Here is a 17,791-nt window from a genome sequence, read left to right on the forward strand (position 1 = left end):
ACAAACTCACAATGAAGTTAAAATTTATACTAGTAGTTTTTAGCACTTTTATGTGTAACCTGTACGCGCAAAGTACACAAGAAAATAATAAGCCAAACATCCTTTTTATTTTTGCAGACGATCAAACATTTAACACCATTGGAGCATTAGAAAATTGCCCAGTTAAAACTCCTAACTTAGATAAGTTAATGAATAATGGAGTTTCTTTTTCACACACTTTTAATCAAGGTTCTTTTACTCCAGCCGTGTGTGTGGCTAGTAGAACTATGTTAAATACAGGAGCGTTTATATGGAATGCAGCTACCTATTCTAAAAAAGGAAAAAATATTCACGATCCCAATGCTCCAAAAAACAATCCTAAATACGATATAAGTTTTAAAATGCCAGAACAATATTGGCCTCAATATTTAAAACAAGCAGGATACGATACTTATATGTCAGGAAAATGGCATGTTGGAGAGGTTGCTCCAAAAGATATTTTTGATTACACTAAAGATGTACGTCCAGGTATGCCAAATCAAACCAAAGGAAGATATGCACGTACTTTTGAAAAAGACAAGCCAGATACTTGGTCTCCGTATAACAAAGAACTAGGAGGTTTTTGGCAAGGTGGAAAACATTGGAGTGAGGTATTGGCAGACAATGGTATTGCTTTTATTGAAAAAGCCAAACAGAATGAAACTCCGTTTTTTATGTACTTGGCATTTAATGCACCGCACGATCCTAAACAAGCACCCAAACGTTTTGTAGATATGTATGATGCAAATAAAATAGAAATTCCAGAGAATTTTATTTCAGAATATCCGTACAATCAAGCAGCGGGAGCAGGTAGAGGTTTGCGTGATGAAAAATTAGCTCCTTTTCCTAGAACCCCTTATTCAGTTCAGGTAAACAGACAAGAATACTATGCAAGTATTAGTCATATGGATGAGCAAGTAGGTAAAATATTAACCGCTTTAGAAGCATCAGGAAAAGCAGAAAATACCTATATCTTTTTTACTGCAGATCACGGTTTGGCTATTGGTGATCATGGATTTATGGGAAAACAAAATATGTATGATGCAAGTATGAGAGTTCCTATGATTGTTTGTGGACCAAATGTACCAAAAGGGAAAGTAATAGATGAATTTGTGTATTTACAAGATATAATGCCTACTAGTTTAGAATTGGCAGGATTAGAAAAACCAGCTACTATTGATTTTAATAGCTTGTTACCTTTAGTAAAAGGAGAAGTTAAAAAGAGTAAATATCCAACTGTTTACGGAGCCTATTTTGGTTCTCAAAGAATGTACAGAACCAAGGATTATAAAATGATTGTGTACCCTACTATTAATGTGGTAAGGTTATATGACATGAAAAATGATCCTATGGAAATGAATGATTTGGCTGTTGATAAAGAGAAGCATAAAAGAATTTTAAAGAAAATGTTTAAAGAATACAAAGAGGTACAAAAACAAATGAAAGATCCTATTGATTTAACAGTTGTTTTTGAGAGTTTTATGAATAAAAAATCATAAACCGGTTTCTTATCAAAATAAATAAAATCATAAATATGAAAAATATTAAAGGGTTAGGTCTTTATGTTTTAATGATGACTTTTTTTATAAATAGTTTTGTTGTTTTTGGGAGCAACCAAAGCCATACTTCAGGTTTTAAAGTAGCTAAAGTTTTTGGAGATCATATGGTATTACAACAAAATAAACCCATACGCATATGGGGAAGTGCAAAAGTTGGAACAAAAATATCAGCTAAGTTTGATGATGAAGAAAAAGAAATAATTACCAATAAAGATGGTGAATGGTTACTTACTTTTAAAGCAAGAAAAGCATCTTTTAAACCCCATTTATTAAAAATAAACAATATTATTTTTAAAGATATATTAATTGGTGAAGTTTGGATTTGTTCTGGACAGTCTAACATGTATTTTCCATTAAAAAATATAGATACCTATCGTCAACAAATTAAAGAGATAGATAATAATAGTATCAGAATTTTTAAAAATGAAAAGATAAGAACTGTTGCTAAAAACGGATATACAGAGGAAGAATTAAAAAGGTGTCAAACAGATACTTTTTTTAAAGCTACATGGAAAGTTAGTGCTAAAGAATCTGCAGAAAAAACCTCTGCCATAGCATGGCTTTTTGCTAATGGACTTACTAAAAAAATAAATGCCCCTGTAGGAATTATTCAAGTAGCGGTTGGAGGTTCTGCAATAAATAACTGGATTCCTTCAAAAGCACTAAAATCAAATTCGTTAACCCAACATTATTTTGATAAAGATTGGTTAAAAAACGATAAAGTAAAAGCAGCTCACAGACAAAGAGCTAAAGATGCATTTAAAAATGTATTAATAGAAAATCAACCTTATTATGTAGGTAAGTTTCCTTATCGTTGGTTATGTGAACCAAGTTTTTTATTCGAGGCAGGAATTGCTCCGCTAAAAAATATGTTTTTTAAAGGAGTTTTATGGTATCAAGGGGAATCTGATACAGATAATTTGGAAATGGTAAACATGACAAAAAAACTATTTCCTATGATGATTAATGAGTGGAGAACATTTTTTAATCAAGGAGATTTTCCTTTTATAGCCGTACAATTACCGGCTTTTAAAGGGACTTTATGGCCAGAGTTTAGAGAAGTACAAAAGCAAACCATTAACAATGTTAAAAATAGTTATATGGTAGTAAGTTTTGATTTGGGGGATGAAAATAATATTCATCCAAAAGACAAACAACTTATAGGAGAGAGAGCTGTTAGATTAGCTTTAAAAAATGTTTATAGTAAAACAAAAATGGCAGGTTTTCCAGAGTTAAAAAAATGGAAAGTAAAGAGAGAAAATATCAAATTAACTTTTAAAGAAATAGGAGAAGGGGTGCATATAAAAAATGATATTATCACTGGATTTGAAGTAGCTGATAAAGAAGGTAACTTTCATAAGGCAATAGCGGTTTTATCCTCCAAAAAATCTATAAAAGTAATTAGCCCTATCAAAGAGCCGGTTAAACTCCGTTATGGTTGGATGCCTTTTCCAAAGCCTCCAGTTAGTGTTTATAATAGTGAAGCATTACCATTAGGGCCTTTTCAACTTAATTTAAATTAATCATCATAATGAAAATTAAACATAATTTTTACCTAATACTTCTAGGACTTTTATTTATCAATTCTAATAGTCTATTAGCACAGTCTAAACCTAATATTGTATTTATTATAGTTGACGATTTGGGTTATTCTGATTTGGAATTCATGAACCAGAAAGAAGGAATACAAACACCAAACATAAATAAATTAGTAAAAACAGGAATGTTATTTACAGAAGCTTATGCTGCTGCACCTGTGTGTTCTCCTACAAGAGCTAGTATTGTGACAGGAAAATCTCCAGCAAGTGTTAAAATTACCTGCCATATTCCAGGGATTGGAATGGAAAAATATTATGACAAACTTAACAAGGGAAGAAAGTTAAAAGAAGCTTTTTTTCTAGACCATTTACCTCAAGAGGAAGTAACAGTAGCAGAGGCTTTAAAAAAGCAAGGATATAAAACAGGGTATATTGGGAAATGGCATTTAGGTGGAGGAGGCTCTATTTATGCAAAAGATGGAATAATAAATCCAGCATATAATCCAGATAAACAAGGTTTTGATATTAATATTGGAGGTTGTGCATACGGACAACCAGCAAGTTATTTTTCACCCTATAAAAATGGTACCATAACCGATGGACCAAAAGGGGAATATTTAACAGATAGGTTAGGAGATGAGGCTGTTCATTTTATTGAACAAAATAAAGAAACTCCATTTTTCTTAAACTTAGCTACCTATACGGTACATACTCCTTTGTCTGCTCCTACAGAAAACATTAAAAAGTTTAATGGTAATAAATATTTTGCCATGATAGAGAAGTTAGATCAAAATGTGGGAAAGGTGATGAATAAGCTAGAAAACTTAAATCTGTTAGAAAATACAGTAGTTATTTTTTATTCTGACAATGGTGGTTTATGGGGAAATGCTCCTTTAAGTGGAAAAAAAGGAACTTTATTAGAAGGAGGAATTCGTGTACCTTTAATAGTAAACTGGGCAGGAAAAGTAAAACCAGAAACTGTTTGTAAAACTCCTGTAACAAGTGTTGATTTTTTTCCAACTTTGGTAGATTTAGCAGGTGGAGATGTTAAAGATTACAAGCAATTAGAAGGAAAGAGTTTATTACCATTACTAAAAAACAACAAAAAGAATTTTGATAGGTCTTTATATTGGCATTTTCCGCATCATAGAAAAGAAGGATTGTCTATGGGAGCGGCAATTAGAAACGGAAAATGGAAATATATTATTGAATACGAAACAGAAAAAGAATACTTATATAACCTAGAAGATGATATTGCAGAGCAAGAAAATTTATTTGATAAGTGTCCTAAAAAAGCAAAAAAATTAGCGGCAGATTTAAAAGAATGGCAAAAAAAGGTAGCAGCCGAAATGCCAGAAGTGAATCAAGATAATATTTAATACTATTCTACTAATTAGTAATAAAACCACCTTCTTAAGGGTGGTTTTTGCTTTAAAGAGTTTTAATTTATAGAGTATGAAGTATATTTTATATCAAAACAAACTTGTTGTTACTTACTTTGTAATAAATATCAAATTTTATAAATAATAAACTTTATGATACATAGATCTGTTCTAGTTGTTCTAGCCATTTTTTGTAGTAATATCATTACTGCTCAAACTGCAACTAAAATTCCTTTGCCTAAAAATTTAGAAGATGGATATCCACGTATGTACATCACTCAATCAGAAAAAAAAGGATTAGAAAAAACAATTAAAAAAGAACCTTGGGCTCAAGAAGTTTTACAAGGAATTCACAATAAAATTGATGAACACGTAAATCGTCATACTACAGATTCAGAATGGATCGTGTCTAGGTTGCAGATGTATTGGAAAACAAAATCTACAAATATTTATGTTAACGGAATAAATTATTCTCATGCCGACGGGGAAGCTCCTGTACCTACGGTAAAATTTTGTGGTTCTAGAGATTATACAACACCCTACGGAACTCCAAAATTAGAAGACATAAAACCGTATATGGATGATCCTAGAGGGTTATGGTTGCCAAATAGACAAAAAAATGGTGAGTTTGAATGGGCAGAAATTTCTAAAACAGGTAGGGTAATTTACTCTATAAATGATAATATTATTGGTCTTGCTCGCGATGCTGCTTTTATTCATTGGTTAGAAAATGATAAAGATTTTGCTAAATTTTCTTTTGATATTTTCCATACGTACATGCACGGAATGTCATACAGAAGTGAACCTATTGATATATTAAACGGACACATTCAAACGTTGGTAGGATTTACCAATTTCCAGGTAATTCACGAAAATGTATTGATAAAGGTGGCTGAGTTATACGATTTTTTACATCCATACATTGAGGCAAATCACCCAGAGCATATTGCTATGTATGATAAAACTATCAAACGTTGGACAGATCAAATCATTAAAAACGGAGTGCCACAAAACAACTGGAACTTACATCAAGCAAAAATTATTTTAAAAGCAGCCATGGTTTTAAAAGATAATGAGGAATATGATGATAACAAAGGACGTGAGTATTACATCAATTATATTTTAAACGAAACATCGGCTCGCCAATGGTCTTTAAACAAATTTATAGATTATGGGTACGATAAAGAAAATGGTGTTTGGGCAGAGTGTCCAGGATATTCTATTGGAGTAACTAAAGATTTGGTGCATTTTATCAACGATTTTAACAACACTTTTAATCACAATATTTTACCATACACTCCTGTAATGGAAAAGGCAGTTAATATGTTGCCACAATATTTATTTCCAAATGGGCAAACAGTTGCTTTTGGAGATAGCAATTACAGTGAGCTAAAAACAGAACCAATGAGTGATATGATTAGTATTGCTCAGGCTAACAATAACAAAGAGTTAGAAAAAGATTTTACTGCCTTGTATAAATTGTTTGCTCAAGAAAAGGCTGATGATAAAAAAAGAAAACCTAAAGCGGATTTCAGTTCGTTTTTTGTGAGTAAACCTTTAGAAATAAATACTAAATACAAAAAAGGAGATTTAAAAGATTATGTTACTCAAACATTCTATGCTCCTAATGTAAGTTGGCATGTGCAAAGAATGGGACAAGGTAAAAACGGAATGATGGTTTCTTTAAACGGATCTTTAGGTAACCATATGCATGCCAATGGAATTAACATGGAATTGTATGGTAAAGGTTTTGTGCAAGGAGCAGATCCTGGAAAAGGAGCAGGATATTTACAACCTATTTATTTGGAGTATTATTCACAATTTCCTGCGCATAATACGGTAATGGTTGATGGAGTTTCTTCTTACACAGAAATGTTAAGTTACCATGCGTTTGATTTGATGGGTGAGTATCCTAAATCAGAACAAAAGGATGGATATTATTCAGATATTACTTATTCTGATGTTTACTTTTTAGAACCAGAAACTCGTAGCGATCAAACTCGTTTGGTAAGTATTGTAAAAACAGGAGAAGAAACAGGATATTACATTGATGTTTTCCGTTCTAAGAAACAAAGAAAAGGAGATAAATTTCACGATTATTTTTATCACAATTTAGGTCAAACTATGCAAATAATGGATGCTGATGGAAATCCATTAGATTTAAAACCAAGTGAAGAAATGGCTTTTGCAGGAGGACATTTATACGCTTTTGATTATATGTGGGGTAAAAAATCTGTAAAGCTAAACGATGATTACCAAGCTGAATGGAAAATAGACATGCCAGAAGGTAAAGAAGATGTGTTTATGAATTTATGGATGAAAGGAGCAGAAGGTAGAGAGGTTTTCTCAATTAAATCTCCACCAAACAAAGCATTTAAAGGAAAACATGGATTGCCATACGAAGTTGACAAACAACCTTATTTAACTTTTGCAGCAAGACAACACGGTGCAGCATGGGAAAAACCATTTGTGTCTGTTTACGAACCATTTACATCTAGTAAAGGAAAAAGCATTAAAAACATTGTAAGTTTTAAAGATGAAAACGGAAATACAGAATTTGTAGGGTTAAACATTACTCATAAATCAGGTCGTAAAGATGTTGTTTTTTCATCAGCAAATCATCAAAAAGTAAACTATAAAAACATAGCAACAGATGCTACTTATACTTTAGTGTCTAACGAACAGAATGGAGATTGGGTTGTTTTTGTTGGTAACGGAAAAGAAATTGAGGCAAAAGGATTTACCATCACCGCAAAAGAAATTGGAAATGTGGTGTTAAAACAAAAAGATGGAGAATTAATGTTAGACAATAATGTAGCTGTAGAAATTACATACAACCAAAAAAAGTTAACGTTTGAACCAGGGAATTTTAGAAGTATAAAATTTTAAAAGAAATTATAAATGAATAAGACAGTTATAAAATTAAAGCAAGTAAGTCTTTTGTTATTAGTGATGTTGTGTACTCCATTATTTGTAACAGGACAAAATGCTAAAGACAAAAAGATTTTAGATACATTTCCGAACAAGGAAGTAGTGGTCTATAAAACGATTGACGGACAAGAGTTAGATATGACTATTTTTTATCCTAGTGCCGATAAAATGACTTCAAAAAATCCTTGGATGTTACATGTTCACGGTGGTGGATGGGCAGGAGGAAGCAAGTATAACATTCTTAAAAAAGCTTTTTTAGGGACTCTAAAATCACTTGTAGACAATGGAGTAGTTTGCGCAACCATAGAATATCGTTTGGCAAAAGGAAAATCGAATGCTTATGATGCAGCTGTAGATGCAAAAGATGCAGCTAGATTTCTGTTAAAGAATGCAAAACAATATAAATTAAGTAAAAAGAATTATGGTGTTTGGGGTGGTTCTGCAGGTGGTCATTTAAGCTTGGTTACTGCTTTAGGTAACAATAAAGATTTTAAGGGTGATGATGAACTTGCCAAATGCAATCCAAATTTTAAATTTGTGGTTTCTTACTTTCCATTTACTTCTTGTGTAGCTCCAGAACTAAGACCAAATTCTATTTTTGAAGATGGAAAGTTATTTGAGAGACTTTTAGGAGCTCCTTTAGAAGAAAAACCAGCATTAGCAAAGCTATTGAGTCCAACAGAGCTTTTAAACAGAAAAAGCCCACCAATATTGTTAATTCATGGTGATAAAGATGATGTGCTTCCTATTATAAACTCCACTTATATGGTTGAAGTAGCTAAAGAAAAAAAGGCAGATGTTGAGTTGCTAACGATTAAGAATGCTGCGCATAGTTTTCATGGGGAGCATCTTTCTCCATCAATACAGGAATTGAATGATTATGCTACTCGTTATATCATGTCACATTTATAAAAACGAACAGTGAAATATTTTAAACGAGTATGTATTGTAAATAAGATATATTCGTTTTTTGCTATCAATTGATGTTTGTTTTGTCGTAAAAACAAAGTCTTTGTGTGAATAATATATTAAGCCTAATGATGGGTGTTTTTAAAAAAATTAAGAATGGTTTTTAAAATAATAAAAGAGAAAAAAATGAAAAGTATATTTCACGTTTTAGTGATGGCTTTACTTGGTTTTATGACCAGTAATGCTCAAAACAAAGATTTAAAACTTTGGTATGATGCTCCCGCTGCAGATTGGAACGAAGCATTGCCAATAGGAAATGGTCGTTTGGGTGCGATGGTTTTTGGGAATCCTACCAATGAAAATATTCAATTAAACGAGTTGACTTTATGGGGTGGTGGTCCACATAGGAATGATAACCCTAAAGCAAAAGAATCACTTTCTAAAGTAAGAGAATTGTTGTTCCAAGGAAATTATAATGAAGCTCATCGTATAGCTAACAGTGATTTTATTTCTAAAATAGCACACGGAATGCCTTATGAAACTGTAGGGAATTTAAGGTTGAACTTTGAGAATGAAAAAGAAGCTACAAATTATCATAGAGAGTTAGATATTGAAAATGCAATTAATACAACAAAGTACACAGTAGATGGAGTTGAGTATAAGCGAGAAATATTTACCTCTTTTGCAGATGATGTAATTGTAATGAAGTTAACGGCAGATAAAAAATGCAAAATCAATTTCACTGCTTCTATGGATCGTCCTGAGCCTTCTAAAGTTTCTGTGTATACAGAAAACAAGAATGTTTTGGTAATGACAGGTTTTGGAGGAGATGTGAGTTTTAGATTGCCTAAGGGTGCTCCTGCTATTAAAGGAGAAGTAGAGTTTGATGCTCGTGTAAAAATTGTACCTGATGGAGGTAAAATTACATCTACAGAAAATAGTTTATCTGTTTCTAAAGCGAACAGTGTAATGTTATATATTTCCGTAGCAACCAATTTTGTAAACTATAAAGATGTTAGTGCAGATGCTCATAAAAGAGCTAAGGAATATATTGCGAAAGCAGAAAATAAAAAATATAAAATTTTAGTAGAAGGACACGTTTCAAACTATCAAAAATACTTTAACAGAGTCTCTTTAAATTTAGGAACTTCAGAAGCTGCTAAAAAACCTACAGATGTTAGAATTAAAGAGTTTAGCCAAGGTTATGATCCTTCTTTGGCAGCTTTATATTTTCAGTTTGGACGTTATTTATTAATATCTTCTTCTCAACCAGGTGGACAACCGTCTAATTTACAAGGATTGTGGTGTAAAGATTTAACACCACCTTGGAAAAGTGCTTATACAGTAAACATCAACACAGAAATGAATTATTGGCCTGCGGAGGTGACTAATTTAAGTGAAATGCACGATCCTTTAATTCAAATGGTTAGAGAATTGTCTGAAACTGGACAAGAAACTGCAAAAGTAATGTACGGAGCCGATGGTTGGGTAACCCACCACAATACAGATTTATGGAGAATTTGTGGACCTGTAGATGGAGCTACTTGGGGAATGTGGACTACAGGAGGAACTTGGTTAGCACAGCATGTATGGGAAAAATTTATGTTTAATGGAGATGTTGAATATTTAAAAACAGTTTATCCTGCCATGAAAGGAGCGGCACAATTCTCTATGAGTTTTTTAACACTAGAGCCTAAAAATGGATGGTTAATTATTTCTCCAACTATTTCTCCAGAGCATGGGCCAAAAGGACGCGATAAAAGTGTAAATATAGAAGCGGGTACAACAATGGATAATCAGTTGGTGTATGATATGTTAACCAAAACCATTGCTGCAGCTAACATTTTAAAAGTGGATGCAGATTTGGTAAAAGAAATGCAAGCTACTTTGGCAAAATTACCTCCAATGCAAATTGGTAAACACAATCAATTACAAGAGTGGATGGAAGATTTGGACGATCCAGAAGATGATCACCGTCATGTTTCACATTTATACGGATTGTATCCTTCTAATCAAATTTCTCCATACAGAAATCCAGAATTGTTTAAAGGAGCAGAAAATACTTTAATTCAAAGAGGAGATCCATCAACAGGATGGTCTATGAACTGGAAAATTAATTTATGGGCTCGTTTGTTAGATGGAAACCACGCTTATAAGTTAATGGGAGATCAAATTAAATTAGTAGGTAGACCAGGTTCTCCAAAAGGAGGAGGAACGTATGCAAATATGTTAGATGCGCATCCACCATTCCAAATTGATGGAAACTTCGGATTTACTTCAGGATTAACAGAAATGTTAGTACAAAGTCATGATGAAGCCATTCATTTAATTCCTGCTTTACCAGATGTTTGGAAAGATGGAAATGTAATAGGTTTACGTGCTAGAGGTGGTTTTGAAATTAAAGAAATGGAGTGGAAAGATGGAAAAGTGGTAAAAGCTACCATTGTGTCTACATTAGGAGGGAATTTAAGAATCCGTTCTTATAATGAGTTAACAACTCAAAACGGAAAAGCTTTAAAAATAGCTTCAGGAGTGAATAAAAATACTTTTTATCAAGTACCAGAAATTAAAGAGCCTATTATTTCAGAATTGTCAAATCAAGAAAAAGTGGATTTAAAAAAATCTTATGTGTATGATGTAGCAACTGAAGTGGGTGAAGAGATTGTTATCATTCAAAAATAAAAACCTCTAAAAAATTAATATTTATGATTCGTAATCTATTACTTGTGGCAACAATTCTTATAGGAGTTGTTGCCACAAGTCATTCCCAAGAGTTTAAAGATGGTACTATTGATACTGGTGATAAATATGAAAATGCAAGTTTAGAGCATTATGAATCTCCTGAAATTATAAAAAAGCGTTTGGCTTGGTGGGAAGATGCCCGTTTTGGAATGTTTATTCACTGGGGGTTATATGCACATGATGGTTGTCATTGGAATGGACAATACGGAAGGTCTGAGCATATGATGTTAAAGCTTCAAATCCCCATTGCTGAATATAAAAAAATAGCAGATGCTTTTAATCCAGTAAAATTTAATGCTGATGAATGGGTAAGTATTGCAAAAAATGCAGGGATGAAATACATGGTTATTACGGCAAAACATCACGATGGTTATGCCATGTTTAACAGTCCAAGCAATGCTTACAATATTGTAGAACGCTCTAAATGGAAAAGAGATCCGGTAAAAGAATTGGCAGAAGCTTGTGAAAAACAAGGTTTAAAATTTGGAGTATACTATTCATTGGGTAGAGATTGGCATGACCCAAATTGTAATTCTATCAAAGGAAGAAGAAGTAATACTTGGGATTATCCTAATGAAGAGGGAAAAGTTTTAGAAAAATACATTGAAGGAAAAGTAAAGCCTCAATTAAAAGAATTAATGACTCAATACAACCCTGCTATTATGTGGTTTGACACTCCTGAACATGTTACCAAAACACAAAGTTTGGAGATTTTAAAACTCATTCACGGCATTAATCCAGATTGTATTGTGAATCAGCGAGTAGGAAATCGTTTGGGAGATTATGCTGTAAGAGAACAAAAAATACCTGAAACCGGACAACCAGATCCTTGGGAGTCTTGTATGACCTTAAATCACACTTGGGGATATAATAAAATTGATAGAGAATACAAAAGTGTAGAAACTCTAATTTATAATTTGGTAGATATTGCTAGTAAAGGAGGTAATTTTTTATTGAATGTAGGACCTACTGGAGAGGGAGTTATTCCTGATTTATCCGTAGATAGATTACAAAGAATGGGAAATTGGTTAAAGGTGAATGGGCAAGCTGTGTATGGAACAAGTGTTGCTCATATAAAAGATTTTAAATGGGGTAAAACAACTCAACGCAAAACCAAAGACGGAACAACTCTTTATTTAACCATTTTTGAATGGCCTAAGGATGGGCTAATGACCCTTGAAGAAAATTTAGACATTAAAGAAGTATCCATGCTGATTTCTCCAGATTATCCAGTTAGTTATAAAAAGAATGGTACATCAACAACTTTTAATCTTCCTGATGTAGCGCAAGATCCAATTGCAACAGTATTAAAAATAAAGCTTAACGAATAGTTGTAGTAAAAATTTAATAACAAAATGAAGTTTTCAAAAAAAATAGTATTCATTATAGGGCTATGCTCAACCCATTTATTTTCTCAATCTACAAAAAGACCAAATGTAATTTTTGTAATGCCAGATGATATTAGTCACAGTGCATTTTCTTATTACAAAGACAACGCACCCAAAACACCACATATAGACAAATTTGCCAATGAATCTGTAAGGTTAACAGATTTCCATGTATCTCCAAGTTGTTCTCCTACAAGAGCTGCCTTATTAACCGGTAGACCTAGTGATGTGGTAGGAGTGTGGCACACCATTAATGGTAGAAATATGATGAGGGCTGATGAAATTACCATGGCAGATATTTTTAAAGCCAATGGATATGCTACAGGGTTGTTTTTTAAATGGCATTTAGGAGATAATTATCCTTTTAGACCAAAAGACAGAGGTTTTGAATACGTAGCTTGGATCAAAGGAGGAGGAACAGGTCAGCAACCAGATTATTGGGGGAATACCAACAATACAGCTCATTATTGGGTAAATGATAAGTTGGTAGAAATGAAAGATGAGGATGATGGTATTAAAGGAGCTTTTACCACCAATACTTTTATGAATCGTGCTATGGATTTTATGGATGACAACATCAAAAAAGAAAAACCATTTTTTGCCTATATCCCATTAGGAACAGCACATGCACCGCATGTTTTACCACCAGATGCTCGTGAGGGAGTTAGCGCTAAAAAAGGAACTATTGAAAATATTGATAAGAATTTTGGTAGGCTAATAAAATACTTAGAAGATAGAGGAATTGCAGACAATACTATTTTAATATTTACGACCGATAATGGTGATGGAGGTTATTTAAGAGGAGGAAAAGGTTCTAATTATGATGGAGGTACTAGAGTTCCGTGTTTTATTAGATGGGAAAACGGAAATTTAGGAGGAAAAGGTAAAGCAAGAGATGTTGCTCCATTAACAGCTCATATAGATTGGTTGCCTACTTTTATGGATATTTTAGATTTAAAAGATGTAGAGAATAGACCTGAAAAATTAAAAATAAGAGGACGTAGTTTTAAGCCTTTTTTAGATACGGATCATTCTAACGATCCTTTGGATTATAAAAACAGAGCAGTTACCATTAATGATATGTGGACAGAGTTTCCAGAAAAATATAAAAAGTTATCTGTAAAGAAAGATGAATGGCAAGATAATAAAATCATCAACAAATGGAGATTAACAAGAACCAGTAGTACATCAGACTGGGAGTTGTATGATGTGTTGGTGGATGCAAAACAAAAAAACAATATTATTGCAAACCCTGCTTATGCCGAGGTGGTAGAGGAGTTAAAAGAAGAGTATGAACAATGGTGGAAATTGGTAGACGAACGTTCAAGTGAATACACTAGAATTATTATAGGGAATAAACACGAGCCTAAAACAACGCTTCATGCTATGGATTTTCACGGAACGGTTATTTGGGATCAGACAAGTGTAAAAAAAGGAGCTACGGGTAGTGGTTTTATTGCGGTTGATTTTGATAAGTCTGGAACCTATAAGTTTGATTTGCGAAGATGGCCCAAAGAAATAGCAAAGCAGACAAGCATTACTTCTTCATTTAACGAAGGAAAAGCTTTGGATATTAAAGAAGCTCGTATTAAAATTTGGCATGGAGATAAAGTGTATGTAGATACAAAGAAAGAAGTAAATCCAAAGAAAGATGGAGTGGTATTTAAAATTAAAGACTTACCAAAAGGTCCAGCATTTGTGCAAACATGGTTTTATAATTCGGTTGGAGAAATGGAAGGAGCAGTGTATTATAATTATGTAACACATTAATAATAGGAACGGAAAGAAGTAATCTATAATTATCAAAACACAAAAAAGGAGAGACAAATGTCTCTCCTTTTTTGTGGGTACTATTAGCTTAGTTTTTAATTAGCTTGGTAACATGTTTACCATTCTGGTTAGAGATTTCTACAAAGTATAACCCCGGTTTTAAGTGATTAATATTCAAGTTTTGGTTGTCTTTATTTTGCATTGTTAAAACAAGTTGACCATTGGCATTATATAGGCGTATAGTAGCGTTGTTAGCTCCATCAATATTAAATATATTACTAGCAGGATTTGGGTGTAGTTTTATTGTTTCAGATAAAATGTTGTCGTTACTCAATGTTTCTGTTCCAAAAACTTCTACTTCTGCTAATTGAATTCCTCTGTTAGATGTTTTAGAAATTTTTACAATTTTACCTGTAACATTTTCTGTGTTAATTGATGTTGATGGATTTGGGTAGTCTGTAAAAAGTTTAGAAAATTTTACTTCTCCGCTAGCATTAATTACTTCAACAGTAAAGTTGTTTAAATCTTGATTAGAACTACTTCCGGTTCTATTGTGTATTACAATTTCATTGATGATTTTATCATCACCCAAATCTACTTGCCACCATTTAAGGACTCCATCTGCTGCGTGTGCTGTGTGAGATACTGAACCACCACCATAATTACCATTGGTGTTTCCATCATTGGCTCTACTAGCATCACCTTCATAAGCTGTTGAGGACTGACTAGCAATTCCTCCATTAGTAGCTAAGGCTAAATTTTCTAAGATGACAAGATCTTGATGGAATTCAAACCAATCTATATTAAAAGCACCATTACCAAAGTACAAGTAAACTTCGTGGTTACCAGTCACTTCTTTTAACAAAGAAACCGTTACTTCTTCCCATACTTCCCAACCTCCAGTTTTTGGAACCGTTGCAGTTGCTATTAAAGTTCCTTCCTTAGGGTGGTCTAACATAACGTTAATGTAACCGTTTTCTACAGTAGCTTCTGTAGGGTAACCAGCAACATTAAAGGTAACTTGAGTAGGAGCAACAGATGAAAAATCTACCTCACCATATCTTATCCATTCATTGTCGTTAATTCCTCCTAAATATTCATTGTTAATAGGAATAACTCCAAACATTTCACAATAGGATAAAGCATCAATTTCTGAGTAAGCATTGTATGTAGATTGATAGCAAGTATCTTGGTTAAAGTAGAAATTATCAAGTTTAAAAAGAGAACCGCTACTTCCTGTAAATACAAGGTAAATATCATGTGTTCCTGTGATTTCTGTATTTGTGTAGCTACTAAATAACTGGTAAGTATCCCAATCACCTGTGTTGGTAATATCAATACTAGCGAGTAAATTTCCATCTACCGATCCACTTCTTACCTCTACAGTTCCACCTGCTGTAGCAGATGAAGCTAAAACTTCAATTGAATTGTATACATCATCATATCCAAAATCTACATTAGAAAATTTAATATAATCATTGTTTTCTATTTGACTAACAACCTTGTTAAAGGTAGAAACCTCCTCTAAACTAACTCCAGAAGCATTACAAAATGATTCTGCACTAATAGGTAAGTAAGGATTGTAAGAAGAGGTGTTACATAAATCTTGAGTAAAACTTAGTTGATCTATTTCCAATAAAGCTTCGGTACTTGAAGAAGTAGCAACAAAATAAATATTATTTAAACCGGTTACTGTTTGGTTTAAATCTGCTGAAAATTGATGAAAAGTACTGTGACTTGTAGTGTTAGTAATAGGCACAGTGGCTAATAAAGTTCCTGTTGTACTTCCTTGTCTTACTTCTATAGATATATCACTTGTAGTACTAGAGGCTATTACATTTACAGAGGTTACTGCAGATAATTCTATATTGTTAAAAGCAATCCAATCACCTGTGCTTACTTGGTGAATTGAACGATCATTAGTAGTAGAGCCTGGTAATTGATGAATGCTAACTCCAGACATATCATCATAACATTCTGCCTGAAGATTGTCAAAAGTATTGTTACAATCACGATCATAATCACAATTAGTAGAAATGGTAATGTTGTTTCCAGAACCATGATTGGTAACGGTACCACAAGATATAATATTGCTATTAGATACATTGTTTTCTACAATGACAGGATACTTAGTGTTGTTTGTTAACGTAATATTGTTTCCAGAACGTTCCATAGGAGGAGAATCAGAACCTGTTAACCATCTGTGGTCTTGTCTTATTCCTCCAACTTGTATTTTAATGTCAGAATCAAAACTAGTAGTTCCATCATGTAGTGTAAAATTATGATTGTTACCAGCAAAGTATATATAAGGTTCATTAGTACCTATTCTAGGGATGTAATTGTCTAATAAAGTTAATTCATAAGTAGCATTAGATCTTCCAATATCTTCGGAGAATAATGGTCCTACAGAAGCATCACCTCTACAGTCAATAACATCACCGTCATTTCCTAGCCAAAAACCAACTTCGCAGGCCAAAGCGGTACAATTCTGAATGATTTTATCATCTCCACCCTCTGCACCTGTATTTACACCCACGCGCATTTTAACAATGGTACAATCTTTTACAGTGGTGTTTAATGTTTGTCTAGAAGTTTCATCAGTAGCATTACCATTTTCATCAAAAACAACTCCTGTTGAATAAGCTCTAATTCCAGCCTCTTGTAAACTAAAAGTGTGGTTGCTTGGTAAATCTTTTAAGTTAAAACCCCAAACGGTTTCAAAATCTACATTGTCTGCTGGAGATCCTGTACCTTCTTCTTCTAAGACTTCACCAACGGTTCTTAATTCACCCTCTATATAACAACCTTCTATAACAGCATTATGTGAACCTTGTACAAAAATACCATGACCATAAGCCCTCATAATAACTGTACAATTTTTTAAATGATTTCTATCTCCCCTTACCAACATTCCTGCATGTTTGTTATGAGAAATTACAGATCCACCACCTTTTCCAAAAATATCTCCGTAACCATAAGGGAAAGATCCTCTAGTAGTTGTTTTAAATCCTTCTATTAAATTATCAGCACCATCAAGATGTACACTCCCAGCTCCTTTGCTAGGAACAGTCATTCCAATATCTTCTAAGGTTAAGTTTTTGTATACATTATTACTTCCTACTGGCCAAAATTCAATAATATCAGTATTACCATATAACGTAAAAATTTCTGTATCAATTTCAAATTTTACATCGGTAAAATCAAATGTGGAATTGTTTCCGGTAAAGAGTAATAATCTAGCATCAGAAAATAACTTACCAGGTCCACAGTTGGTACTGTTAAAATAATAAGTTCCAGGAGTCATTTTAAAATCTCCGTTGTCATCATCTAAGCGATCTTTTAATTCAGATAATGAATTAATAATAGTTTGTGCTTTTATATTACTAATTGTAAATAAGCACAGAAATAATACGAGTAGTTGTTTTTTATTCATTTTAGTTATTGTATTTGTGTAAATAAACCAATAAAAACTGTTTTTGATTATAAATTATAAACCAAAATGTATTAATCATAGTTTGTTTTTTAAACTAAGTAAGTATATTAGCGCTAGAAAA

9 protein-coding genes are annotated in these 17,791 nt (G+C 32.9%); 8 read left to right on the forward strand and 1 reads right to left on the reverse strand.

All coding sequences use genetic code 11. The features are described from left to right. Positions 1-11: 11 nt before the first annotated feature. The 8 genes from AXE80_RS03360 (at position 12) to AXE80_RS03395 (ending at position 14,237) form a co-directional block, all read left to right on the forward strand. Positions 12-1,517 (forward strand): sulfatase family protein, encoded by a 1,506-nt coding sequence (locus AXE80_RS03360; protein ID WP_068824472.1) that lies wholly within the window; start codon positions 12-14, stop codon positions 1,515-1,517. Between the two features lie 35 nt (positions 1,518-1,552). Next, positions 1,553-3,100 carry a sialate O-acetylesterase gene (locus tag AXE80_RS03365; protein ID WP_068824473.1) on the forward strand — a complete coding sequence of 516 codons (1,548 nt, stop codon included), beginning with the start codon at positions 1,553-1,555 and terminating at the stop codon, positions 3,098-3,100. A gap of 8 nt (positions 3,101-3,108) precedes the next feature. After that, the gene (locus tag AXE80_RS03370; protein WP_068824474.1) at positions 3,109-4,494 is read left to right on the forward strand and encodes a sulfatase; all 1,386 of its coding nucleotides are present in this window, start codon (positions 3,109-3,111) and stop codon (positions 4,492-4,494) included. Between the two features lie 156 nt (positions 4,495-4,650). Further along, positions 4,651-7,386, forward strand: a complete 2,736-nt coding sequence (locus AXE80_RS03375; protein ID WP_068824475.1) for an endo-acting ulvan lysase-like protein — start codon at positions 4,651-4,653, stop codon at positions 7,384-7,386. A gap of 12 nt (positions 7,387-7,398) precedes the next feature. Beyond that, on the forward strand, positions 7,399-8,340 hold the full coding sequence (locus tag AXE80_RS03380) for a prolyl oligopeptidase family serine peptidase (RefSeq protein WP_157359339.1): 942 nt from the start codon (positions 7,399-7,401) through the stop codon (positions 8,338-8,340). 183 nt (positions 8,341-8,523) lie between these two features. Further along, positions 8,524-11,019: a glycoside hydrolase family 95 protein gene (locus AXE80_RS03385; RefSeq protein ID WP_068828643.1), complete on the forward strand. Its 2,496-nt coding sequence runs from the start codon at positions 8,524-8,526 to the stop codon at positions 11,017-11,019. 23 nt (positions 11,020-11,042) lie between these two features. Next, positions 11,043-12,410: an alpha-L-fucosidase gene (locus AXE80_RS03390; RefSeq protein WP_083194540.1), complete on the forward strand. Its 1,368-nt coding sequence runs from the start codon at positions 11,043-11,045 to the stop codon at positions 12,408-12,410. A gap of 24 nt (positions 12,411-12,434) precedes the next feature. Then, positions 12,435-14,237 carry a sulfatase-like hydrolase/transferase gene (locus AXE80_RS03395; RefSeq protein ID WP_083194543.1) on the forward strand — a complete coding sequence of 601 codons (1,803 nt, stop codon included), beginning with the start codon at positions 12,435-12,437 and terminating at the stop codon, positions 14,235-14,237. 88 nt (positions 14,238-14,325) lie between these two features. Here AXE80_RS03395 and AXE80_RS03400 read toward each other — a convergent pair whose 3' ends face one another. Beyond that, complete coding sequence (locus AXE80_RS03400; RefSeq protein WP_068824478.1) at positions 14,326-17,670, reverse strand: carbohydrate-binding protein; 3,345 nt, start codon at positions 17,668-17,670, stop codon at positions 14,326-14,328. Between the last annotated feature and the right edge of the window lie 121 nt (positions 17,671-17,791).

This window comes from Wenyingzhuangia fucanilytica, assembly GCF_001697185.1.
GTDB lineage: Bacteria > Bacteroidota > Bacteroidia > Flavobacteriales > Flavobacteriaceae > Wenyingzhuangia > Wenyingzhuangia fucanilytica.

Excerpts from the sequence above, each read along its gene's own strand:
- AXE80_RS03385 (WP_068828643.1), top strand. The coding sequence starts at position 8,524 with ATGAAAAGTATATTTCACGTTTTAGTGATGGCTTTACTTGGTTTTATG.
- AXE80_RS03400 (WP_068824478.1), bottom strand. The coding sequence starts at position 17,670 with ATGAATAAAAAACAACTACTCGTATTATTTCTGTGCTTATTTACAATT.
- AXE80_RS03375 (WP_068824475.1), top strand. The coding sequence starts at position 4,651 with ATGATACATAGATCTGTTCTAGTTGTTCTAGCCATTTTTTGTAGTAAT.
- AXE80_RS03365 (WP_068824473.1), top strand. The coding sequence starts at position 1,553 with ATGAAAAATATTAAAGGGTTAGGTCTTTATGTTTTAATGATGACTTTT.
- AXE80_RS03395 (WP_083194543.1), top strand. The coding sequence starts at position 12,435 with ATGAAGTTTTCAAAAAAAATAGTATTCATTATAGGGCTATGCTCAACC.
- AXE80_RS03360 (WP_068824472.1), top strand. The coding sequence starts at position 12 with ATGAAGTTAAAATTTATACTAGTAGTTTTTAGCACTTTTATGTGTAAC.
- AXE80_RS03380 (WP_157359339.1), top strand. The coding sequence starts at position 7,399 with ATGAATAAGACAGTTATAAAATTAAAGCAAGTAAGTCTTTTGTTATTA.
- AXE80_RS03370 (WP_068824474.1), top strand. The coding sequence starts at position 3,109 with ATGAAAATTAAACATAATTTTTACCTAATACTTCTAGGACTTTTATTT.
- AXE80_RS03390 (WP_083194540.1), top strand. The coding sequence starts at position 11,043 with ATGATTCGTAATCTATTACTTGTGGCAACAATTCTTATAGGAGTTGTT.